Below are 21,713 nucleotides of genomic sequence, written 5' to 3'. Positions count from 1 at the left end.
CTTCTGCGGAGGCAGTGAAAGCGAAAGAAGTAACAAGTGCAAAGGCACAGATGAAGGTTTTGATTGAATTTTTCATGGCTATTTTTATTTTATATTTATGGCTAATATTTAACTTGAAAGCGACTGTTATTTGATAAGGATATTACGTTCCGTTTTTTGTTCAGACAATTGGAACGACTTGGTCTGTGTTTCGTCTTTGCTGACCACATTGATTTCATACTGACCGGCTTCCAATTTTTCAACATTTAATACACGTCCGAATTTCTGGTTGTCTTTCTGGATGATTTCTCTGTAAACAACATCTCCTTTTTCATTTTTGATAAGAAGCGTTGTGTTGTCTTTCGCATCTTGTTTATTGACCAAAACATTGATTTTACCAGCTTTGTTAATGTAGATACCGGTTCCAAAACCTGAGGCTTTTTTTGTTTCAGTTTCTTTTGCAGAAGCAGCAAAAGTGAAAGAAGTAACCAAGGCTAATGCGTATGCGATGTTTTTGAATGAAGTTCTCATGGCTATATATATTTTGTGTTGTTGTTAACTGTTAATCTTAAAGTACATATCAAAGGTAAGGTGATGGCAGGTACTATGTAATACAAAGTACACGAATGGATGCTTTTTGGTGATAAGTGGTAAGGGAATTAAATGAATAAATATTGACCGGAAAATGCTTCTTTTGAAGTTATCTAACAGATGTCCGATTTCGAAAAAACGTTGCATGCAAGTCTCCGTTTTTTTAAAAAAATATATTTGGATAAACCCTTTATGTATTCTGGAACAGATCCAAATCTTGTAAAAACAGAAAGGCTCCTGTTAACGGAGTCCTTTGTGTTTTTACATTTTAGATTGTTACTGAATTTTTAATACTCGCTCTGTCGTTGGGGCTGATAATTCGAAAGATTTGGTTTGCGTTTCTTTATTGCTGATAATTTTGATCTCATATCGACCAGGTTCAAGATCTGAGACATTTAGCAGGCGTCCGAATTTTGTGTTTCCTTTTTCGATGGTTTCGCGGTAAACGATATTTCCCTGGCTGCTTCTTACAAGTAAAGTTGTTGCGGTGTTTGCATTTTGTTTATCAACAAGTACATTGATTTTCCCGTTTCTGGAAGCGTAGATCCCGGTTCCAAAGCTTGATGCTTTTTTATTTTCCTTGTCCTCCGCGTTTGCGGCAAACGATGCAGTAGTGATAATTGCCAAAGCAAAAATGATTGTTTTGATTGAATTTTTCATGGCTATAAAATTTTTCTTTTTGTTAAGTCCTTTGTTTGAAGGACGTAACAAAAATACTCGTGGTAAGTAGATCGTGGTAGCCAAAATGCACCGGCGGACGTAGGGTCAGGATAAAAGGTTTTAAAACTTTACGAGCAATTAAACGGTAAGGGATTATTTTGTAAGTAACTGAAAGTGAATATTTTTAAAAACAAAAAAGCAATTCCCGAAGCTCGGGAATTGCTTTTTATCCTTTAAGTGAAGTTCTAATTCAATCCTTTTCAACAAAGTTCATATCCTTTGTAAAAGTTTCCTCTAAAAAGTACAAGGCGATCAAGGCAAGGATGCTGGTAGCGATTCCTAAGGTAAGACCACTATTGATGACTCCGAGATCAGGTTTAAACTGGACGAATAAGGCTGCAAGCGGAATTGTAGCGCCGCGCACAAAATTTGGTACTGTTGTGGCAACTGTTGCCCGTAAATTTGTACCGAAAAGCTCGGCAGCGATGGTTATGAATAATGTCCAGTATCCATTGCAAAAGCCAAGAAACGCACATACAATGTAAAACGAAAATGCATCTTTTAACGGTATCAGCAGATATACGGCCATCATACAGACAGACATCAGAATAAATAGCCCAATTACCTTTTTTCTGCTTTGTAAATATTGGCTCAACAATCCGCTGGCAATATCGCCGAAAACCTGTCCTGAAAATGCCAGCATTACTGCTTTCCCGGCATTGATCCCGACAACACCCTTCGCACTGCCAAATTCCGGAGAAAAAGTAATCAGAATACCTACGACGAACCATATTGGCAGTCCGACGAGAATAGCCATCAGATATTTTCCGAAGCGTTTTCCGTTGCCCAGAATCAGCATGATATTTCCTTTGTCGACACTTTTTTCTTTGATTTTCTCAAACATTCCCGACTCAAAAACATTAAACCGGAGTACTAGAAGCAATAATCCCATTCCTCCGCCAACGAAATAGGAGATCCGCCAGGCGAAAAGATCAGCAACAAAATAGGCGAGAATGGCTCCCAGAACGCCTAGTGTGGCAACCAGCGTTGTACCATATCCGCGAACTTCTTTTGGTAAGACTTCGGTAACCAGCGTAATTCCGGCACCGAGTTCGCCCGCTAAACCGACACCTGCAACAAAGCGTAGAAAGGCATATTGATCAACCGACGTAACAAAACCGTTACCGATATTGGCAAGGGAATACATGATGATCGACCCAAAAAGTACAGAAAGACGTCCCTTTTTATCAGCAATAATTCCCCACAATACACCTCCGATCAACATCCCTGCCATCTGATAATTCAACAACCTTATGCCTTGTGTTAAAAGCTGATCATCAACAACATTTAATGCTTTCAAACTGGGAACCCGAACGACACTGAACAGAAAAAGGTCATACATGTCCACCAGATAACCAAGTGCAGCAACGATAACCGGAACCTGCATAAGCTGCGATAGCAAGGACGGACGGGATTGTGGAATGACGGACATGGCGTTTAGGATTTAGCGTTTAGGCATTAGCTTTCAGCTTGGATCAACGGATATTTTGTTTCAAAGGCATTATAAAAATGATCTGATACTTCAAAAAGCGTTTTGACAGGTGAGTGGCTAATAGTTAACCATTTATAGCCAATAGCTAAGTCAAAGTCTGTCAATCAGCATCCCGCCATCAACGCCAATGACCTGGCCGGTAGAATAGGGGAAATCTCCTCGGGTAAGCGAGGCGACCGCCTTTCCGACATCTTCCGGTGTGCCCCAGCGAGGTTGCAAGGCCATACCGTTTTCGAAAAGCGTATTATATTTTTCCTGTACTTTGGATGTCATATCCGTAGCAATTACACCCGGACGAATTTCGAAAACAGGAATATTATATTCTGCCATCCGGACGGCGAATAAAGCACTGGTCATTGCTAAACCAGCTTTGGAAACGCAGTATTCCCCACGGTTAATTGATACCACCGTTGCTGAAATAGAGGTGACAAAAATGATAGTCGCTTCAAAAGCATGGTTATTCTGTTTGGCATGCGCCATTTTTTTTGCAACACTTTGGGTGAAAAAGAAGGGGCCTTCCAAATTCGTTGTCAGGATTTCCTGATAATTTTCAAGTGTCGTTTCCAGGAGATCCAGACGAACGCGGGGGGCGATTCCGGCATTGTTTACCAACAAGTTTATCTGTCCAAATACACTGTATGCCTTTTCAATGATTGATTCGCGGTCTTCAGCAATAGCAATACTTCCCTGACAATAGAGCACTTCTGCGCCCAGCTCCCGAAGTTCATTTAATGTTTCCGTTACGAATTCTTCATCACGAACCCCGTTTATTGCCAGATTGTAACCCTCTTTTGCGAGTGCTTTTGCAATTCCAAGGCCAATTCCACGACTTCCGCCGGTTATTAATGCAGTCTTTTTCATAAAGTAATTGTTGGAAAAGACCTTTACAGATCTTCGATAGTTACCCACTGACGTTTTTCCCAGCTCTCGATTCCTTTTTCAGCCAATTGAACGCCTCTTGCGCCTGCTTTCAAATCCCACGGGAAAGGTGTATCAATCACAACATGTTTCAGGAATAATTCCCATTGGGTTTTAAAGGCATTATCGAAGTTTTCCTGTTCCGGTACTTTTGACCATCCTTCAAAAAATGGAATCGGCTGCGGTATATCCGGGTTCCATACAGGTTTTGGTGTGTTTCCGTAGTGCTGTGTATAACATTCGCGAAGGCCCGCGACTGCTGAACCCTTCGTCCCGTCTACCTGCAAAGTCAGCAGATCATCGCGACGAACACGAACTGTCCAGGAAGAGTTGAATTGTGCAATCACATCATCTTCCAGTTCGAAAGTTGCATAACATGCGTCGTCTGCCGTACAACGATACGGTTTTCCGTTTTCATCAATTCTTTCAGGAACATGAGTTGCGCCGAGGCAGGAAACTGCTTTCACCTTACCGAAAAGATTATCCAGAACATACCGCCAGTGGCAAAGCATATCGACAATAATTCCGCCATCGTCTTCTTTGCGGTAATTCCAGGAAGGGCGTTGGGCAGGAACGGTATGGCCTTCAAAAACCCAGTAACCAAATTCTCCACGAACAGAAAGGATTTTTCCAAAGAAGCCATTTTCCATTAGTCGCTTCAATTTCAGCATACCCGGAAGCCAAAGTTTATCCTGAACAACACCATTTTTAAGCCCGGCAGCAGTTGCCAGTTCATAAAGTTCCAGAGCCTCTTCGGTGGTTGTTCCTGTTGGTTTTTCGCAATAAATATGTTTTCCTGCCAGGATTGCTTTTTTCACAGCAGGTGCGCGGCGACCGGTAACCTGTGCGTCAAAATAGATCTGAAAATGGGGATCTGCCAAAACTGAATCCAGGTCCGTTGTGAATTTAGTAATACCTGATTGCTTGCCTAGTGCTTCCAGCTTTGACTCATTCCTTCCCACCAGAATAGGGTCTGGCATAATGATCTCGTCGGAAGAAATTTTCACACCGCCTTGTTCAATTATCGCCTTGATTGAGCGTAGTAAATGTTGATTCGTCCCCATACGGCCCGTTACGCCGTTCATGATGATACCAATAGTATGAGTCTTCATTTTTTATAGTTTTTAGCGTTTAGCGATCGGCTGTTGGCTGAATTTTGATTTTTAAAAACTTCGAATTGAATCACTTTACCCAAACTTTAAACATGTTGTAGGAAAGCTTCTGTTATTTCTTTGAGAAAAATATCCTGATCCTTCGCCCAATGGATATTGGAGAAAATCTCAACCTCACAAAAGCCATTAAATCCGGTCGCTTCGACCCAGCTTCTGATTTTTTTCAGGTCGATACATCCTTCTCCCATGAGTCCACGGTCATTTAAAAGGTCGATCGTGTTAACTTTCCAATCGCAGACGTGGTAAGCAAAAAGATTGTCATTCGCACCGCAACGCGCGATTTGCTTTTCCAGGTCCTGATCCCACCATAAATGATAAACATCAACGGCGACGCCCACATGGGCAGATTTGAATAATTCCGCCATATCGTTTGCCTGCCCGAGTGTATTGATAGCGGAACGGTCTGCTGCATACATCGGATGTAAAGGCTCGATGGCGAGTTTTACGTTCAGCTTTTCCGCGAGTGGTAAAATTGCTTCTATTCCTTCGCGTATCTGATTTCTGGAAGTATCGAGAGATTGGTCAGGTGAGGCGCCACACACCAGCACGATCATCGGCGCTCCCAAAGTTGCGGCTTCTTCGAGCAATTTTTTGTTATGATCAATCGCCTGTGCTCTTCCTGCGCTGCTGGTATGTGGGAAAAATCCTCCTCTGACATAAGAAACAATTTCCAAACCGGCACCCCGGATAATTTCTCCGGCATGTTTAGGACCGATACCTTCCGTGGCATTTTGCCAAACACTAATTCCTTTTACACCGGCAGCGGCATATTTTTCAACCGCCTCGGGAAGTGCCCAGGGTTTTGTAGTAATCGTGTGAATACAGCAGCGATCAAGAGCTATCATTTGTAATTTTAATGTGGTTGGACAATTATTAATCCTACTTTTTAACCGCTCCCAAATACGTATAATAAGGTAAATCCTTATTGATCCGATGAACGTAAAGGGCCACTTCCCGCGCATGATAGTCACCCCACATACTTGATTCACCATTCGGTACTTTCTGACCAGCCGCTATATTATCCCACCCATTTGGACGATGATAAACCGAGTGCAGGATTAATCCCTGATGTGCTGGGTCAGCTGACAAATAAGGCTCATCAAACAAAGTGTTTAATGTAGTTAATCCAGCTTGCCAGTAGCGATTGCCTTGTTCAATCTGATTTTTTTCGTTCAAGTACTTTCCTAACCGCAGTAAACCCTGTGCTCCGATCGCGGCAGCTGAGCTATCTATGGGCTCGAAGTCGTTGTATGGATCAGAAGTCCGGGTAGTATAATCCCCTAATTTATAAAGCTCAGGAGCTCCGGTATCCCAGTATGGAATTCCGTCAGCTGCGGTGTTTGCGATATAAAAGTCGCAGGTCGCTTTTGCTGCTTTCAGATAAATATTTTCAATCGTTTCGCGGCCACCAAGTGGCGCCAGTTCATCGTCAGAAAAGGAGGGCAGTGTTTCGAGCTGTTCAGCGAAACCAGCCATGGCCCACGCAAGTCCGCGCGTCCAGGTTGTAAATCCCGAAAAACCCTGCTGCGAATTCGGGCAACGGAAATTACCGTCGTTTGTATTGAATACACTTTCATGCGCCGTGCGTCCCCACAAATCATAACTGTCACGGCCTTCTCCGTAAAACACGGAATATTTTGCAGTAGCAAGGGAGTGATACGTTCCGCGTTCAAGCAAACTCGTTTTTACATCATTTTCACCCATCAGGCCATGGCCCATTAAATGAGAAACCATCAGTGCCCGAACCGAACGAATTGTATCAACGAAAAGAGAATGCGGACCGTTGAAGGAATGGATATAACCTTGGCCATCCTTTGTTTTTGTCCAGCGCTTTGCCTGAACAGATCCGGAAATTTTTAATGCCAGTTCGTAAAAATCACGTTCCCATTTATTCTCGTCAATCCTGCCCTCGTTCATCAAACGGAGCAAGTTTCCGTAAGTGCTCACATTATTAAATCCATGGTCATGCACCCCGAAGTGGTCTACGTGCGAAGACATGTAATCAACCGTATTCTTTTTCGCTTTTGTCAAAAACGATTCATCTCCGGTTGCATCGAATTGCAAAACCTCCGCGCCATATTGGAAACCCTGTGTCCATTCAGTCCAGCCACGGGTGGTATATTTTCCGTTAACGGTGAAAACAGGAGAGCCTTTCGCGGTATCGTATTCCTTTGAAATCAGATTAATTTTTTCAGCTGAAAGTTGCCACAAGCGGTCGATTTTTGGTTGAAGCGAAGCTGTAGTCAGGTCGTTGCGAATCTCCATGGGATAATATCAAAGTATTATTTAGCCTTTTTATTTTAGGATAATACAAAGATATATTTTCAAAAAGGAGACGGCAAGGTACATTTTTGTTATTAAATGGTACTTTTCCGAACATGCTCTCGGTACTCATTCGGTGTCAATCCTGACTTACGTTTAAAAATTCTTCCAAAGTAGGAGGGGTCATCCATGTGGATATGGTAGGCAATTTCCTTACTGCTGAGATTGGTGAACACAAGAAGTCTTTTTGCTTCTAAAAGCAATTTGTCCAGAATGTATTCCTGCGTTTGAACACCCAGGAATCTTTTTATAATTTTACTTAAATAGTCGGGAGACACATTCAGGATGGTCGCATACTGCTGAACTTCATGTATTTCCCTGAAATTTTTTTCTACCAATTCTTGAAAACGACCTACTATTTCCGGTATGGAGGCTGCGGATTTTGAGTGTGAATACGAAACTTTACGATTAATAATGGCACATTTCTGCAATAGTAAACCCAAATATTGTCCAAGCATATTTTGATCCGGTTCGCTGCTCAAATGATCTTCCACCATATTTTCGAGGATATTGTGAAAATAGTGGCGTTCGGATTGAGATAACCGTAAAACCGGTTGACGTTTATTAATCTGGAAAAATGGAAAGTGAGACAATGACGGACAGCCGGGATTATAAAAAGTATAAAAATCTTCGGAAAAAGCGACTATAAAACCCTGGCAGGGAGCAGCAAACGTGAGCAGATGAACTTGGCCTGGTGTAATGAAATGCATTCCGGTTCCCTGCATGGTATAGGAGTGGAAATCGATTTCATGAAATCCTTGCCCTTCTTCAATAAATAAAATCTCGTAGTAGGTATGGCGGTGGGGGGTATCCGTAGGAAGTGGGGTTATAGGTAACGCATCGGGCATTTGAGATGCAATTCCGCTGTTTTTAAACCGATAAATTTTAAGTGCCGGAACCTGGCTTTGCGACTTGGGAAGCGAATGAACGGGTATGGCATCAGACATGAAAGTACGCTATTTTGATTTTCTTAAACTTGCTATTCTTTTGAAAAGCCACAAAATGAGCAGAACTACCAAAGCCATTGCAATCAATGGTAAGAAAATGGCCAGACCGGAAAAACTGAACGAAGCAATATTCTCAGCAGTAGACACGACCGGATTTCCTAATCCTGCTGTTGTTTTGGACGACAGTAAACGCAGAAGACCCGTACCTACCTGGACAAGTCCGGCAGTTCCGCCACCCACAATAAGTCCCAAACCCCAGTGTAGGACCGGATTGTCGATCTGAATAAAAGATGTAGATAATAATGTACCGGCAATGACGGCTGCGGGTGTTGCGATGGTATCGAGCAGATTATCAATAAATGGGATATAGTAACCGCCAATTTCAGCAAGTGACGCGGTCAGTAAAAGAAAAAAGGCCGGCCAGGTGGAGAGCCACGCAAAACTTTCGCCCGGCGTAACCCAGCCGCTCATGGCTGCAATATTGGCAACCAGCATAGGCAGGAAAACCCGAAAACCACTGCTGGCACTTAAACCCAATCCGAGACATATACTAAGAAATATTTCCATGATTTTAAGCGTTTAGCAGTGTGAGCTGAATGTGCGGCAGATAAGAAAGTTAGACAAAAATTTGAATTCTTCGTTTCTTTGGTGACGAATTTAACTTTTTCGTTGTTGATTATTTGTGATATGAAAAAGCCTGTGGAATTTTAACAACCAATGGCTGAAAATTAGAAAACAACCACCAGTCTGTGAATCAGGAAACAAAAAGCGGTCAGATATTTGATCTCCCCACACTTAAACGTTTATACACGTTCGTTCGGCCATACCAGGGTAAGTTTTATTTGCTCATCGCGATCATTATGATCAACGCGGTGTTGGCTCCGTTAACGCCGTTATTGATTAAATATACGATTGACAAACCCATTGCGGAAGGAAATTATAATCAGCTTGCGTTAATGTTGGCCGTAATGGTTGTGGTTTTGATCGTTCAGGGTTTCGTGCAGTTCTGGAATACTTATATGGCCGGCTGGCTTGGTCAATATATTATCCGTGATATCCGTGTTCAGTTGTATGAAAAGATTATTGGCTTAAGACTTAAATTTTTCGATAACACGCCAATTGGCCGTTTGGTTACCAGAACAATTTCTGATGTAGAAACGCTTTCCAACGTATTCAGCGATGGTATGGCGGCAATTGCGGGCGACATTTTGCAGCTGGTTCTGATCATCGGAGTAATGTTTTATACCGATTGGAAATTGTCGATCATCAGTCTTTCGATGATTCCGTTGATGCTGTTTTGTACTTATGTGTTCAAGGAAAAAATTAAAGATGCTTTTAATGAAGTGCGCGCAGCGGTTTCCAATTTGAACTCATTTGTTCAGGAGCATATTACGGGCATGAGCATCGTGCAGATTTTCAGTAGTGAAGATATTGAGTATAAGAAATTTGAAGAAATCAATAAGGTGCACCGAGACGCCAACATCCGTTCGATTCTGTACTATTCGATTTACTTTCCGGTTGCTGACGTGATATCGGCGGCGGGCACAGGACTCGTCGTTTGGTATGGTTCGAAACAAATTCTGAATGCAGAAGTCACGTTCGGAACGGTGACGGCTTTTGTTATGTTTATCAACTTATTTTTCAGACCAATCCGTCAGCTGGCAGATCGATTTAATACGCTTCAAATGGGAATCGTGAGCACCGACAGGATTCTTACACTTTTAGACAGCGATGAATATACTGCGAATGACGGGACGCATGTTCCGGAAAAACTTCGTGGTGAAGTTGAATTCAAAGACGTTTGGTTTGCTTATAATGATGAAGATTATGTTCTGAAAAATATTAACTTCAAAGTGAATGAAGGCGAAAAGATTGCTTTTGTGGGAGCGACTGGTGCTGGAAAATCTTCCATTATCAATTTGCTGAGCCGGTTTTACGATATTAACAAAGGACAAATTTTCATCGATGGCCGGGAAGTACATGAATTCGAATTGACGGCTTTGAGAAGAAATATCGGTGTTGTTTTGCAGGATGTTTTTCTTTTTTCAGATACAATTGAAAATAATATTCGCTTGGGCGACGATACTATTACGCATGAAAAAATCGTCGAGGCCGCCAAGCTGGTTGGTGTTCATGACTTTATTGAAAGGTTACCAGGTGGATATACCTATAACGTGATGGAGCGAGGTGCAACCTTGTCGGTTGGCCAGCGCCAATTAATCTCGTTCGTACGCGCCATGGTTCATGATCCAAAGATTATAGTGCTGGACGAAGCGACATCTTCTGTCGATAGCGAAACGGAAGAGCTTATCCAGAAAGCTATTGAAACCTTAATGAAAGGCAGAACGGCAGTTGTTATTGCGCACCGTCTATCTACAATTCAGGAAGCAAATAAAATTATCGTTGTTGATAAAGGTGAAATCAAGGAAGAAGGAACGCATGAGCAATTGCTTGAAAAAGAGGGTTTTTATGCGAATCTTTATCGGATGCAGTATAAGGAGGTTTTGAAGATAGGCTAGGTAATCTCTTTAAAAATAGTAATTGAAACCAACTTGTTCTTGATGTAGAATAAGTTGGTTTTTTGTTGCTAAACTATTTTAATCGAAGCTGGAATAAAATTTGGAAGACCGAATTTTGAGTGTAAAATTGCTTCTACTTATCAACGTTGTGAAGTATTAGAGATGATTTTATATCTAAACTTTACATCAACAATGGAAAAAGAATTACCGCGATCCCTGTCGGTTTATCCGACTGTTCATTTTCTTTCAAGGAAAGAGCGCGAAGTACTCGTGCTCGTAGCCATGGGAATGACTTCAAAAGAGATTTCTATCAAATTGGATGTGCTTCCCAAAAGTATTGACAATTACAAAAATCGTATTACAAAAAAACTGGGTGTATGGATATGGTGCACTGGGTCATTTTGCATCAGAGAACAAGGCTTTGCTTCTTGAATTAGGGATTTTCCTTTTTCCGCGGCGGGCAGCTGAAATTTTAAAGATCAGGAACCTGCCGTTTAAAGAAATGGAAAATATTTCGGGAGGTGGTAGCCGAGTTGTGAAATACTCGTTCTGATAGCGGATATGACCTATCGAGTTTTCTTAATCAATCAAATTTTAATTCTTTTTATTTTATCCATGAGAAAGTTTCCAAAAGACCTAATGACTGAAATAACAGGCGGTGCTTGCAAAGGTACAATTATGCAAATGGGAAAGCCATTTATGATACCCGGGATGTTTCCTGGATGGCTCGCGCAGGTATTTTTTTTGCCTTTTGATTTCTGTAAATTCAGGTCCGAGAAGCCAATTTCACCTCAAAAATTGAGGTGAAATTTCTTTTGTTATTCAAGAAAAATTTGTAATATATTTTTTTCGTCATGACAGATGTTACGTAGCACAGGCGGAAACCCAAACCGCGTGGGAAGTGATTTGGGTAGTGTTTTACTTTAAATGGAAGTCAAATTGTTAAAAATTGAATTTTCTGAGATACAAAACATCCGAGGTGGTAACAGATGTGAATATAATGTCTATGGAATGATAGGTTTAGGGGCTGCACTTAGTACTTCAATGATTGCAGCGCCAATAGGAATCGTTGTAGGTGGCGGAGGACTGTTTCTGGCGTGGGCTGGTGCCTGTCCTAACACTTTGGTACAACCCGGGATTACACCTGGTGGAATAATTCAAAAACAATTTTAAAAAAAGAGATATGAAAATATTGACAAAAGAACAGCAAGAGCATATACACGGTGGAGGTGTTTGTGGAAAGATAGGCGGTTTCTTAGGTGGTGTAGGAATAGGAGTTGCGGGATTAACTTATTTTGGTATAATAACTGTTGCCACTGGTGGAACTGCTGGATTAGTCTTGGCAATTGCTGGCGGGGCTGCTGGATTATACTGCGAATCTCCAATTTTAGTTCAACCAACTGTAAGACCAGGTGGCACTATAACTTCATACATCTAATTATTTGCCTCTTACAATTATTTATTTGTAAGAGGCAAATGTTAAACGATTCTTTAAATGAAATTTTTGAAAAACAATATTGGCATTGTTTCTATCTGCATATTGATGTTCTGGATGAGTTATCAAGAGTATCGTATGCCTAAGGAGCCAGGGGAAAAAATGTATTTATTTTATCTCGCAACAGCTGCTATTTTGCTGATATCTCTTTTTATGATTTATTTAAAACACTACAGTAAAAAGATGGACGACAACTAGTTTACTGGCTTCAAGGATGCATCATTTAAAGTTCACAATTTACCTAAACAGTTTTGTTTAATGGATCGTCAAGTTGTAATGTTTATTGTTGGACTATTTTTTTTGATCGTTGGCTGCTATCTGAGAGTATATGTAAATGTGGAAGATGGTCTGGCATTTGTAACGACCGGTATATTTCTTACAATTGTTTGGTTAGCAGATTATTGTTTTCGTTTTAAAAAGGAAATTAAAAATCTTAGGAAGGAATTGGATGAGTTAAAAAAGAATCTGCTAAAAAAGTAATTATGAGAGTGGCATCTGAAAAAAGTAAATATTTATTGACATTATTGGTGATATCGATATCCTTATTTTTCGTTAACTAGAAGTTGCTTATTTCTGATGCGCTTTATTTTAATGGCTTGTCTGAAAGGTTTAATTATGACGAAATAAATGAGCTAATTAATGAAGGGAAAAAGTTGGAATGGGTACCTGTTCCGTTAATCTTAATTATGTCTTTGTTGAAAATCTCGTTGGTGGCTTTTTGTTTAAGTTTAGGGATTTTTTTCGTCCAATAGATTTGAATTCGATAGAATGTTTAATGTAACTGTGAAGGCGGAATTTATTTTTCTTGCCCCTCCGTTTATTAAACTTGTATGGTTTTTGTTTGTGCAGACTAGCTACACATTACAAGAATTTCAATATTTTTATCCGTTATCCGCTTTAAATATTTTCCAAGCAAACACACTTGAACCATGGCTAATATACCCCCTACAAGTCCTTAACATATTTGAAATCATCTACTGGGTTGTTCTGGCTTATTTACTTACAAAAGAATTACCAGAGCTGGATATGAACAGATCTATGACGGTCGTGATGGCCAGCTATGGTACCGGCCTTGTGATCTGGGTAGCGTTTGTAATGTTCCTGACTTTGACATACACTTAATTTTTGAGGATAAGCAAAATGAAAATTTTACTACGGACACTTGGTATTGTTGCCGTCATTTCCTTTTTAGGTTTTCTGAGTTACGGAATTTACAAAAAGAAAGAGGAGAAGTCGGATGTAAAGAAAAGGATAGAGTCTTTGCCTGCTTTTTCATTTAATTCATTGAAAGGGGAAGACATAACGCGCAATGATATCACGGGTTCGCTGCTCTGGCTTATTTTCTTTCATTCCGATTGCGAATATTGCCAGATGCAAGCTGAAAATATTGGTAAAACCATAAATGCAAATGTCTTACATATCTGGATGGTATCGCCTGAGCCTGTCGATTCGTTGTCTGCTTTTTCGAAAAAATATAAGTTAAATGGCGTATCCCATGTCAAACTTTTAAACGACAAACATGATGCAGGTTATCACACTTTTGGTGTTACTTCTTCTCCGTCTTCTTTGTTATATAGTTCCGACGGGACTTTAATTAAGAGCTATAAAGGCGTTGTGAAAATGGAGACAGTTTTGAAAGATCTTAAATCGGCCTCCTTCTAGGCATTCCGATATTTATTGAATTGATTTAACCACTTTTTGCTATGCTTCATCAACAGGCTATCAGGAAAACTTTTGTCCGCCAACAGGATTCTTCCGATTGCGGAGTTGCTTGTCTGCGTTCTGTTTTACGTTGTTGCGGAGGTGATATTTCACTCGAAAGGCTGCGTGAACTGAGTGGTACAAGTATACAGGGCACAACCTTACTTGGGCTCTATGAAGCAGCCCATCAGGTTGGTTTTGATGCGGAAGGCTGTGAAGCAGATCTCCCGGCACTTGTTGAACATAGCGAACAACCATTCTGCATGTTATTATGGAAGGTGATCTGGAACATTATGTACTTTGGTATGGTGTAATGAATGCAGATTCAAAAACTGAGCATTCAGTGATCCAGGGCGGTTTTCGAAAACATATTATCGGTAATCCAGCGAGGGGAATAGTGGAATTAACGGATCAGGAACTGTTGGAAATCTGGCAATCGGGAAAATGTCTTACATTAAAACCTAATGATCATTTTATCAAATCAGATGATCAATCCGGGAAAAAGCGGGCATGGTTTATAAATCTTATCCGGGAAGACATCAGTTTGTTAATGACGGCTTCCGGTTTGGGATTGTTGATGGCAGTTCTGGGCATGGTGATGGCAGTTTTTTCCCAGAAGCTAATCGACGATATCCTGCCATCTAAAAATATGACTAAATTGTTTACCGGCATATCCCTGGTTGCATTTTTGCTTTTCGTGAGGATTGGACTGGAAATGCTGCGCACCTATATACTATTACGTCAGTCAAAGGATTTTAGTAACCGCATCATTTCTACGTTTTATGATAACCTGCTTAATTTGCCAAAGGCCTTTTTTGATAAGCGAAAAACAGGTGATATAGTCGCACGGATGAATGACACCTCCCGAATTCAGCGTGTGGTTAGTGAACTGGCAGGTCAGGTATTGATTGATGTTTTAGTAGTTACGGTTTCCATAGGTTTTCTGTTTTTTTACTCGTGGCAGATAAGTTTGGTATTAATCGTCTGTTTGCCTGCTTATTTCCTTTTAATTTATAGATTTCACAGGCCAATCAGCGCTAATCAAAGAGAAGTGATGCAGCGGTATGCATTGAGCGAAAGTAATTTCATCAGCAATATTTCCGGAATAAGGCCAATTAAGGCATTTAATCGTCAAACGGTTTTTGGAGAATTGAACAGGTCAGTTTATGGTACCTATCAGGATGGGATCTGGGGTTTGGGAATTATTCAGCTTCGTTTAAATCTTTATGCTTCCATATCCGGTGTGATAATTCTTATCGGGATCCTTGCCGCGTCGTGTTATATGGTTTTGAATGGCCAGCTTAAAACGGGAGAATTGATGGCAATTGTTGGTATGAGCTCCTCCCTGTTGCCTTCGGTAGCGGGACTGGCACTCCTGGCTATTCCGTTAAATGAGGCCAAAATTGCTTTCGAGCGGATGTATGAATTTACAGGTTTACCATCTGAAAACATATCCAACGGCGAAAAAACTGATTTTTTTTCCTTTCAAAGTTTACAGGTTAAAAATATCACATTCAGATTTCCAGGAAGAAGGGCTATTTTAAATGAATTTTCACTGGAATTGAAAAAAGGAGAAATACTCGGAGTGATTGGCGAAAGTGGATGCGGAAAAAGTACACTTTTACAATTGATTGAGCAATTTTATAAACCTGAGTCTGGTCAGATTTTACTTAATGATGGTATTGATATCGAATCCATATCTCTGTCAAGTTGGCGAAAAAAGGTTGCTTGCGTACCGCAGGATGTACATATTTTCAACGGAACCGTTTTAGACAATATACTTCTCGGACTGAAACCAGATAATGTGGCGTCTCTGGAAGCATTTTTCAAACAAGAAGTCTGTATGGTTTTTTTGGAAACATTGCCACAAGGGCTTGCCACTTTGGTAGGGGAGGAGGGCCTGAATTTATCAGGAGGCCAAAAGCAGTGGGTTGGAATTATGAGGGCCTTGTTTCAAAAGCCGGAGTTACTTTTACTGGATGAAGTTACATCGGCAATGGATTCAAAAAGCGAAGAAAAATTTATGCATTTAATCCGAAAACTTAGACCAGAAATGGGTGTGATTTATGTATCACATCGTTTACACACATTAGCTGATTTTTGCGATCGTGTTTATATTTTAGACGAAGGCCATCTGACATCCTTTGGCTCACACCAGGATCTTCTGGAAAAAGATAATATTTACAGCAGATTTTGGAAGAACCTTCTGCATGAGGTGGATGATAGAAATTACATGGCAATTTAACAATTAAAGATACCGTTATTCCACTTGATACTAACTGATGTGATGAACCTGAAATCCACTATCAAAATAATTTCTCTGTTGTTTTCAGTTGTATCGTTATACTTTGTATATAAACAGCTCTATTTAAATGAACGTCTTACCAAGCAGGATATCCTGGTATTGCTAATAATTAGTTTATTTTTCGCCTTTACAGCTCTTTTACAAAACAGAAGATGGAATGAGTCAAAAAAGATGGAATAAGGTATGGCCAATTATTTGCTATTTTAAGATATAAAGTACTCAGATTTATTTTATTCAAAGTTGGAATAAAGTTTTTAAGTATCTGATTATTAGTTGATATTGTTATAATTCTTCAACGTTGTGAATTGCTTGGGATCGTTATTTATCTTAACTTTTTACACACTAAAAATGAGAACTATAACCGGTAAACTGCTATCCATAATTTTAGTGATTTTTGGTGTCTATTTGTTATTAGAAAGCAAGTTGGTATCTGATAATATTGCTGCTTTTCACGGCTCTCATTTGGAAGAAATTGCTCTCGGGTTTTTAGGTGGTTTAATAACTATTTTTTTGCTTAACAGAAATCCTCAACGTAAGGTTGGTAAATGATATAATGTTGAGATGGTACACTAAATTGTGCCACCCTTTCAGGGTTTAGTCAAACCGGTTTATAACGTTTTATATAATACTGTCATCCTTTCAGGATTGCGATACCACAGATTAAGTTCCTCATATCCTTTAAACAATCGAGGCGATTAGAATAACGCTAATCGCCTCAACCGTAACTTAATTTCTCCTTCCACCCGTATCCAAAGGAATCGGAGGAGGGCCGATCAGAAAATCGTCATCCGCATTCCTCGTGCCTGAACTGTCGCCTTCTACATCCAGCGAATCACTTCGGCTTGGCTCATAGTAAGTCGGACAATTATATTCCTTACTGATCTTAAAACTGGGTTTCGGAAAGGGGCCGGGTTCAATACCAATGGATTTGTCCCTATAGACTTTTTCAAGAAAACTTCCCACAATCGGCAAGGCTGTCTTCGCACCTTCTCCCAAATTCGTTGTCCTGAAGTGAATACTACGATCGTCGCCTCCCACCCACGCGCCGATAACCAGATCACGTGTAATGCACATAAACCAGCCATCCGAGTTGTTTGAGGTTGTTCCGGTTTTTCCGCCTATCTCGTTATTATTTTTTGCAACATCATATCTCCATTTGATAGACCCAGACGTTCCTCCCGGTTCTTCAACACCGCCTTTGAGCATATGCACCATCAAAAATGCCGATTCTTCGCTGATCGCACGACGGGATTCCGAGACAAATTCCTCAATAATCTTACCATTACGGTCTTCTATTTTTGTTACCAGAATAGGCTGGGTATAGTTTCCATTATTAACAAATACGCTGTAAGCCGCAACCATATCATAAAGAGAAACGTCAAACGGGCCAAGGCCGATGGAAGGAACAGGTTTTAGGGGCGTCGTGATTCCCATTTTTTTAGCATAACGAACAACATCGGCAGCTCCAACATCGTCGGTCAATTGAGCAGTAACCGAATTGACCGATTGTGCCAGTGCCCGGCGAAGCGTCATGTTGGAATAGGTGAAATAACCGGTGGCATTTCTAGGTTTCCATTCTTTTTCCACACCGTCTTCCATGTACGTTTTCTGGAACGGTTTATCCTCGATCTGATCGCACGGCGTCATATTGAAGGTTGAATCATCAATTGCAGTTGTATAAACAAACGGTTTAAATGTTGACCCCGGCTGGCGACGGCCCTGTTTTACGTGATCGTATTTGAAGAAATTATAATCCAGTCCACCAACCCATGCCTTGATTTGCCCGTTATGTGGATCCATAGCCATCATCCCTGCACGTAGAATGCGTTTGTAATAGTCAAGCGAATCCATCGAACTCCAATATTTTTTTATCTGACCGCTCGTTTTCCAATCGTATACAGTCATAGTGTCTTTTTTTGCCAAATAGTAAGACACGCTATCAGGATTATTAGGAAATTTCGCAGCTAAGGATCGGTAACGGCTGGTTCTTTTAACGACCGTTTCAAGGAAATTTGGTATCTCTTTACCTGTCTCGTCAACCCACGGATTTTGTTTTCCCCAGTGATCCTCGAACACTCGCTGCAATTGTTTCATTCGCTGGGACATTGCCTCCTCAGCTTTTTCCTGCATACGTGAATCGATGGTTGTGTAGATTTTTAAACCATCTGTATAAAGATCATATCCGTTTTCATCACCCCATTTTTTTACATAATCAACAACGGCATTTTTAAAATAATTTGCATTTCCGTCGTAAGGAGTTTCGAATTTTGTCTTCAATTCAATTGGTAACGCGCTTATGGAATCCGCTTGTTTGGCCGTGATGTAGCCATATTTTGCCATCTGGCTGATCACAACATTTCGACGTTCGGTTGAACGTTTAATATTTCGCACAGGGTTATAAGTTGTCGTGGCTTTTTGCAGACCAACTAAAACCGCCGCTTCCTGAACGTTCAGACTGTCCGGTGTTTTGCTGAAATAAGATTTGGCTGCTGTGTTAATACCGTATGTATTATTCCCGTAATCGACAGTGTTAAAATACATGGTAAGAATTTCCTGCTTCGTAAAATTTCTTTCCAGTTTAATGGCCGTCAGCCATTCTTTGGTTTTATAGATTAAAGTACTAAGACCAGGGATGTATCCTAAAAGTCCGCGCGCGTCTCTTTTTCTGGTTTTGAATAGCTTTTTGGCAAGCTGTTGCGTAACCGTACTGCCACCTCCACGATCTGTTTCTCCACTTGCAATACCAAGTGCCACACCGGCCATCGCGCGATAGTCGATACCCGAGTGTTCATAAAACCGAACGTCTTCAGTAGCGATAAGTGCTTTGACAAGATTAGGCGAAATTTTTTCATAAGGAACGGGAGTCCTGTTTTCAGTATAAAATTTACCAATCATCAACCCGTCGGATGTGTAGATCTCAGAAGATTGAGACACTTTCGGGTTTTGAAGATCCTCAACGCTTGGCATACTTCCCATTAACCACAGGAAATTTGTCTCTACACAAAAAATGTAGAAAAAGAATCCTAAGAAACCATATAAAAATAATTTCCAGATGAATATAACCGGCTTGTAAAAAGCTGAGTTTTTGTCCATTCTTTTATCCCACCAGGCGCGGTAAGCAGCGCGTTTCTGGCGGATAGAATCGAAGTACCGATCCGTTTTTACTTTCCCAACAAAGAAGGCGGAAAGTCTGTAGATGATGCTTTTGATTATTGTTTTAAGCTGTGTTCCAATGAATTGAAACATGGCCTTGATTTTATTGTAGAAGGTTTTGATAACTTCCATCAAACGTTAAGGTTCATAAGGGTGTCAAAGATAAGAAAAGCCGGACATATCTCGGTATGTCCGGCTTTATCTGCGGCTCATACTATGCCGCTTTAACAAATTTTAGTGCCACGCCATTCATGCAGTATCGCAATCCGGTTGGCTTAGGTCCATCATTGAAAACATGTCCCAGATGACCTCCGCAGGTCCGGCAAATAACCTCTGTGCGTATCATGCCGTGACTGTTATCAACAATCTCTTCTACACTTTGTTCTCCAATTGGAGTAAAGAAACTTGGCCAGCCTGATCCTGACTCATATTTTGTTTCTGAGCTGAACAAAGGAGTATCACAAGCTGCGCAAACATATATTCCCTCCTCTTTATTGTCGTTCAATGGGCTGGTAAACGGCCTTTCTGTTCCTTTTTCACGCAAAACGAAACACTGCATTCCAGTCAATTCTTTTTGCCATTCTTCTTCTGATTTCACTATCTCTCTCATTGTTTTCTATTTGAAGTTGAAGTACCGGTTAATTTAAATAAAATAACTGTACTTATCCTAACCGCTGTCATTATTAGAACGAATCGCGTCTGCTGAAAATTCGCCTCAGCCACGATTTTTCCGCGGGCCAGCACTTATTCGCCATTTCCGGCGGGCGACGGAATAGCCCGGCAGATAATCCAAAGTACAAATTAAAGGATTTTGGGTTTCCAATATTCAGTAAGCCGGTAAGATGGTCGGTACCAAACCAAAGGGGACCTGCCCGCATAGCGAGCCCGATGGCCGGTGAACTATACCTGTTCATAATGGAAACAGGCACCGAAATTTCATACCATTTGTGTTCATACCGTGGCGTTACAGACAACATCGATTCTGCTCTCATACCAAACGCACTTTGCGGAATCAGGTTTTGGACCCACAAAGCATTGACATAAATCTTGGGCTGGATATTATAGTCGACGCTTGCCTGAAAAGCCATTGGAAGTATAGAGTGAAAATCTGCTGTTTGCGAGCCTGAAGCACCCAAGGCCCTGTTTATTGCTATAAATGCTCCTTCTGACCCTTGCAAATTTTGAAAATCATCATATCGTAAAATACCACCGGTAGTTTTTACTTCCTGTTGCAGAAGATAGGTCGGGTTTTTAAAATGAACCCTTCCCAGGTCAGTCAGCGATACCGCAATGCGATATAAATATTTGTTCTTGCTCGCATCGTGCATTCGTATCCCTTTTTCGGTATATGAATATTTGTTAATGTCGGGCCGGTATTCGTAAACAGCACCAAGATCCAAACCCCAGCCGCTACCCGCTGGGCTATTACCCAAAAGCCAGGAAACACTTGGTCTGAAATCTTGAAAAGCTTCGTCTTTTGTGATTCCGTATTTAACGTCAATGTTTCCGGCATCGATCAGATAACGCCTGTTTGCCCAGGCAGGATCCGGTTGTATCGAATAAGATGAGTTTCTTACCTCAGCATTTGCATTGTATAACCCGACAAGTCTTTTTATGGTAACGCCAACTTTCAAAAAATCGGATTCGTTGTCAATTACAACACCGCCGATGGTCATAGCGACTTCTGCCAGTGCATTTACATTCAGTTTTCCGGACTGATCGGTAAAAGTTTGCCCCTGCAAATCAGTTTCTCTGGTTGTTTTGCTCAACAGGCGGGCAAGCGGTTCTGTAATTCCCGAACCATTTACATAATATCGTACTCTCGTGGAAAGCCCTACACCAATTTTATTTTTGAACAGCCCAAACATAATGGATGGAAGCCGGGTATCTCCGCCGGCATTTAACCATTTATCACGTCCGTTCAACCGTTCTTTAAGATAGGCTCTTGGAAACAAAACTGCTCCCTTTTCGCTTCGGTATTCGTTCGATACCTGATTTGTTATTAAACTAAGAAAAGAATAAGGTGCATTGTAGCGGACTCCGCTGTTCGCTGTGTAAAGCTGAGATCCGACCAAGTTTACATAAACGCTGTAACGCGAGTCTGAAACAAAGGCGGGATTATGATATAAAGCCTGTGTACCGGAATAGTTGCCCATCGCAATGCCTTGAAGGTGTTGTGATATAGCGCTATTCGTGATTCCCAGTAATATTCCTCCAATAAGCAACAAGTTTTTAGGCATGTGGTTAAAACGGTAAACCTTATGTTTCATTATTCCCTCTACAAATAAAACATGAAGTGGACTGACATGCAATGTTTGTTTATCTATCTATGTAATAATAACGATTGGCTAATATTCTGCCGTATTTATTTGAGGATATCTCGATTATCGTTTAAATCT

The 21,713-nt window shown here is 40.8% G+C and carries 22 protein-coding genes; 10 read left to right on the top strand and 12 right to left on the bottom strand.

All coding sequences use genetic code 11. The features are described from left to right. Positions 1-126: 126 nt before the first annotated feature. The 9 genes from BMY70_RS12370 to BMY70_RS12330 form a co-directional block, all read right to left on the bottom strand. Positions 127-510 carry a DUF3244 domain-containing protein gene (locus BMY70_RS12370; RefSeq protein WP_090335463.1) on the bottom strand — a complete coding sequence of 128 codons (384 nt, stop codon included), beginning with the start codon at positions 508-510 and terminating at the stop codon, positions 127-129. A gap of 336 nt (positions 511-846) precedes the next feature. Beyond that, a complete protein-coding gene (locus tag BMY70_RS12365) occupies positions 847-1,230 on the bottom strand; it encodes a T9SS type A sorting domain-containing protein (RefSeq protein WP_090335462.1) in 384 nt (127 codons plus the stop codon). A gap of 250 nt (positions 1,231-1,480) precedes the next feature. Further along, positions 1,481-2,722 (bottom strand): MFS transporter, encoded by a 1,242-nt coding sequence (locus BMY70_RS12360; RefSeq protein ID WP_090335461.1) that lies wholly within the window; start codon positions 2,720-2,722, stop codon positions 1,481-1,483. A 150-nt stretch (positions 2,723-2,872) separates the two neighbouring features. Beyond that, complete coding sequence (locus tag BMY70_RS12355) at positions 2,873-3,643, bottom strand: 3-ketoacyl-ACP reductase (RefSeq protein WP_090335460.1); 771 nt, start codon at positions 3,641-3,643, stop codon at positions 2,873-2,875. A 23-nt stretch (positions 3,644-3,666) separates the two neighbouring features. After that, positions 3,667-4,812 (bottom strand): Gfo/Idh/MocA family protein, encoded by a 1,146-nt coding sequence (locus BMY70_RS12350; RefSeq protein WP_090335459.1) that lies wholly within the window; start codon positions 4,810-4,812, stop codon positions 3,667-3,669. An 86-nt stretch (positions 4,813-4,898) separates the two neighbouring features. Next, the gene (locus BMY70_RS12345) at positions 4,899-5,717 is read right to left on the bottom strand and encodes a sugar phosphate isomerase/epimerase family protein (RefSeq protein ID WP_090335458.1); all 819 of its coding nucleotides are present in this window, start codon (positions 5,715-5,717) and stop codon (positions 4,899-4,901) included. 34 nt (positions 5,718-5,751) lie between these two features. Next, positions 5,752-7,137: a glycoside hydrolase family 88 protein gene (locus BMY70_RS12340; RefSeq protein ID WP_090335457.1), complete on the bottom strand. Its 1,386-nt coding sequence runs from the start codon at positions 7,135-7,137 to the stop codon at positions 5,752-5,754. Positions 7,138-7,229: 92 nt separating this feature from the next. Next, positions 7,230-8,141: a helix-turn-helix domain-containing protein gene (locus tag BMY70_RS12335; protein WP_090335456.1), complete on the bottom strand. Its 912-nt coding sequence runs from the start codon at positions 8,139-8,141 to the stop codon at positions 7,230-7,232. Positions 8,142-8,150: 9 nt separating this feature from the next. Next, on the bottom strand, positions 8,151-8,708 hold the full coding sequence (locus BMY70_RS12330; protein WP_090335455.1) for a DUF4126 domain-containing protein: 558 nt from the start codon (positions 8,706-8,708) through the stop codon (positions 8,151-8,153). A gap of 182 nt (positions 8,709-8,890) precedes the next feature. Between BMY70_RS12330 and BMY70_RS12325 the strand changes: the two genes are divergently transcribed. The 10 genes from BMY70_RS12325 to BMY70_RS12270 all read left to right on the top strand — a co-directional run bounded on the left by BMY70_RS12325 (position 8,891) and on the right by BMY70_RS12270 (position 16,710). Continuing rightward, positions 8,891-10,660, top strand: coding sequence for an ABC transporter ATP-binding protein (locus BMY70_RS12325; protein WP_090335454.1), 1,770 nt, complete (start codon positions 8,891-8,893; stop codon positions 10,658-10,660). Between the two features lie 192 nt (positions 10,661-10,852). Further along, entirely contained in the window at positions 10,853-11,092 is a 240-nt protein-coding gene (locus BMY70_RS12320) for a helix-turn-helix domain-containing protein (protein ID WP_177197011.1), read from the top strand. A 579-nt stretch (positions 11,093-11,671) separates the two neighbouring features. Then, positions 11,672-11,833 (top strand): hypothetical protein, encoded by a 162-nt coding sequence (locus BMY70_RS30875; protein ID WP_177197010.1) that lies wholly within the window; start codon positions 11,672-11,674, stop codon positions 11,831-11,833. A gap of 10 nt (positions 11,834-11,843) precedes the next feature. After that, entirely contained in the window at positions 11,844-12,098 is a 255-nt protein-coding gene (locus BMY70_RS12305; RefSeq protein ID WP_090335450.1) for a hypothetical protein, read from the top strand. 315 nt (positions 12,099-12,413) lie between these two features. Continuing rightward, positions 12,414-12,635 carry a hypothetical protein gene (locus BMY70_RS12295; RefSeq protein WP_090335448.1) on the top strand — a complete coding sequence of 74 codons (222 nt, stop codon included), beginning with the start codon at positions 12,414-12,416 and terminating at the stop codon, positions 12,633-12,635. A gap of 288 nt (positions 12,636-12,923) precedes the next feature. Further along, the gene (locus BMY70_RS12290) at positions 12,924-13,277 is read left to right on the top strand and encodes a hypothetical protein (protein WP_090335447.1); all 354 of its coding nucleotides are present in this window, start codon (positions 12,924-12,926) and stop codon (positions 13,275-13,277) included. A gap of 18 nt (positions 13,278-13,295) precedes the next feature. Next, positions 13,296-13,817: a peroxiredoxin family protein gene (locus BMY70_RS12285; protein ID WP_090335446.1), complete on the top strand. Its 522-nt coding sequence runs from the start codon at positions 13,296-13,298 to the stop codon at positions 13,815-13,817. Between the two features lie 41 nt (positions 13,818-13,858). Further along, entirely contained in the window at positions 13,859-14,170 is a 312-nt protein-coding gene (locus BMY70_RS31080; RefSeq protein WP_218148621.1) for a cysteine peptidase family C39 domain-containing protein, read from the top strand. Then, entirely contained in the window at positions 14,128-16,101 is a 1,974-nt protein-coding gene (locus BMY70_RS12280; protein ID WP_218148620.1) for a peptidase domain-containing ABC transporter, read from the top strand. Before BMY70_RS31080 ends, BMY70_RS12280 begins: the two co-directional genes overlap by 43 nt. A gap of 408 nt (positions 16,102-16,509) precedes the next feature. Further along, on the top strand, positions 16,510-16,710 hold the full coding sequence (locus BMY70_RS12270; RefSeq protein WP_090335444.1) for a hypothetical protein: 201 nt from the start codon (positions 16,510-16,512) through the stop codon (positions 16,708-16,710). Positions 16,711-16,887: 177 nt separating this feature from the next. Here the strand turns inward: BMY70_RS12270 and BMY70_RS12265 are convergent, their stop codons facing one another. The 3 genes from BMY70_RS12265 to BMY70_RS12255 form a co-directional block, all read right to left on the bottom strand. Then, positions 16,888-19,407, bottom strand: coding sequence for a penicillin-binding protein 1A (locus BMY70_RS12265; RefSeq protein ID WP_229209581.1), 2,520 nt, complete (start codon positions 19,405-19,407; stop codon positions 16,888-16,890). Positions 19,408-19,528: 121 nt separating this feature from the next. Continuing rightward, a complete protein-coding gene (gene msrB / locus BMY70_RS12260) occupies positions 19,529-19,924 on the bottom strand; it encodes a peptide-methionine (R)-S-oxide reductase MsrB (RefSeq protein WP_090335442.1) in 396 nt (131 codons plus the stop codon). A gap of 73 nt (positions 19,925-19,997) precedes the next feature. After that, positions 19,998-21,554 carry a DUF5723 family protein gene (locus BMY70_RS12255; protein ID WP_090335441.1) on the bottom strand — a complete coding sequence of 519 codons (1,557 nt, stop codon included), beginning with the start codon at positions 21,552-21,554 and terminating at the stop codon, positions 19,998-20,000. Positions 21,555-21,713 lie beyond the last annotated feature (159 nt).

Origin of the sequence: Dyadobacter koreensis, assembly GCF_900108855.1 — a bacterium.
Taxonomy (GTDB): domain Bacteria; phylum Bacteroidota; class Bacteroidia; order Cytophagales; family Spirosomataceae; genus Dyadobacter; species Dyadobacter koreensis.
The sequence above is the reverse complement of the archived record's forward strand: the minus strand, read 5'-3'. Positions and strand labels throughout refer to the sequence as shown.

What these genes read in the sequence shown, in the direction of transcription:
- BMY70_RS12370 (WP_090335463.1), bottom strand. Translation starts at nt 510, where the DNA reads ATGAGAACTTCATTCAAAAACATCGCATACGCATTAGCCTTGGTTACT.
- BMY70_RS12365 (WP_090335462.1), bottom strand. Translation starts at nt 1,230, where the DNA reads ATGAAAAATTCAATCAAAACAATCATTTTTGCTTTGGCAATTATCACT.
- BMY70_RS12360 (WP_090335461.1), bottom strand. Translation starts at nt 2,722, where the DNA reads ATGTCCGTCATTCCACAATCCCGTCCGTCCTTGCTATCGCAGCTTATG.
- BMY70_RS12355 (WP_090335460.1), bottom strand. Translation starts at nt 3,643, where the DNA reads ATGAAAAAGACTGCATTAATAACCGGCGGAAGTCGTGGAATTGGCCTT.
- BMY70_RS12350 (WP_090335459.1), bottom strand. Translation starts at nt 4,812, where the DNA reads ATGAAGACTCATACTATTGGTATCATCATGAACGGCGTAACGGGCCGT.
- BMY70_RS12345 (WP_090335458.1), bottom strand. Translation starts at nt 5,717, where the DNA reads ATGATAGCTCTTGATCGCTGCTGTATTCACACGATTACTACAAAACCC.
- BMY70_RS12340 (WP_090335457.1), bottom strand. Translation starts at nt 7,137, where the DNA reads ATGGAGATTCGCAACGACCTGACTACAGCTTCGCTTCAACCAAAAATC.
- BMY70_RS12335 (WP_090335456.1), bottom strand. Translation starts at nt 8,141, where the DNA reads ATGTCTGATGCCATACCCGTTCATTCGCTTCCCAAGTCGCAAAGCCAG.
- BMY70_RS12330 (WP_090335455.1), bottom strand. Translation starts at nt 8,708, where the DNA reads ATGGAAATATTTCTTAGTATATGTCTCGGATTGGGTTTAAGTGCCAGC.
- BMY70_RS12320 (WP_177197011.1), top strand. Translation starts at nt 10,853, where the DNA reads ATGGAAAAAGAATTACCGCGATCCCTGTCGGTTTATCCGACTGTTCAT.
- BMY70_RS30875 (WP_177197010.1), top strand. Translation starts at nt 11,672, where the DNA reads ATGATAGGTTTAGGGGCTGCACTTAGTACTTCAATGATTGCAGCGCCA.
- BMY70_RS12305 (WP_090335450.1), top strand. Translation starts at nt 11,844, where the DNA reads ATGAAAATATTGACAAAAGAACAGCAAGAGCATATACACGGTGGAGGT.
- BMY70_RS12295 (WP_090335448.1), top strand. Translation starts at nt 12,414, where the DNA reads ATGGATCGTCAAGTTGTAATGTTTATTGTTGGACTATTTTTTTTGATC.
- BMY70_RS12290 (WP_090335447.1), top strand. Translation starts at nt 12,924, where the DNA reads ATGTTTAATGTAACTGTGAAGGCGGAATTTATTTTTCTTGCCCCTCCG.
- BMY70_RS12285 (WP_090335446.1), top strand. Translation starts at nt 13,296, where the DNA reads ATGAAAATTTTACTACGGACACTTGGTATTGTTGCCGTCATTTCCTTT.
- BMY70_RS31080 (WP_218148621.1), top strand. Translation starts at nt 13,859, where the DNA reads ATGCTTCATCAACAGGCTATCAGGAAAACTTTTGTCCGCCAACAGGAT.
- BMY70_RS12280 (WP_218148620.1), top strand. Translation starts at nt 14,128, where the DNA reads ATGGAAGGTGATCTGGAACATTATGTACTTTGGTATGGTGTAATGAAT.
- BMY70_RS12270 (WP_090335444.1), top strand. Translation starts at nt 16,510, where the DNA reads ATGAGAACTATAACCGGTAAACTGCTATCCATAATTTTAGTGATTTTT.
- BMY70_RS12265 (WP_229209581.1), bottom strand. Translation starts at nt 19,407, where the DNA reads ATGTTTCAATTCATTGGAACACAGCTTAAAACAATAATCAAAAGCATC.
- msrB (WP_090335442.1), bottom strand. Translation starts at nt 19,924, where the DNA reads ATGAGAGAGATAGTGAAATCAGAAGAAGAATGGCAAAAAGAATTGACT.
- BMY70_RS12255 (WP_090335441.1), bottom strand. Translation starts at nt 21,554, where the DNA reads ATGCCTAAAAACTTGTTGCTTATTGGAGGAATATTACTGGGAATCACG.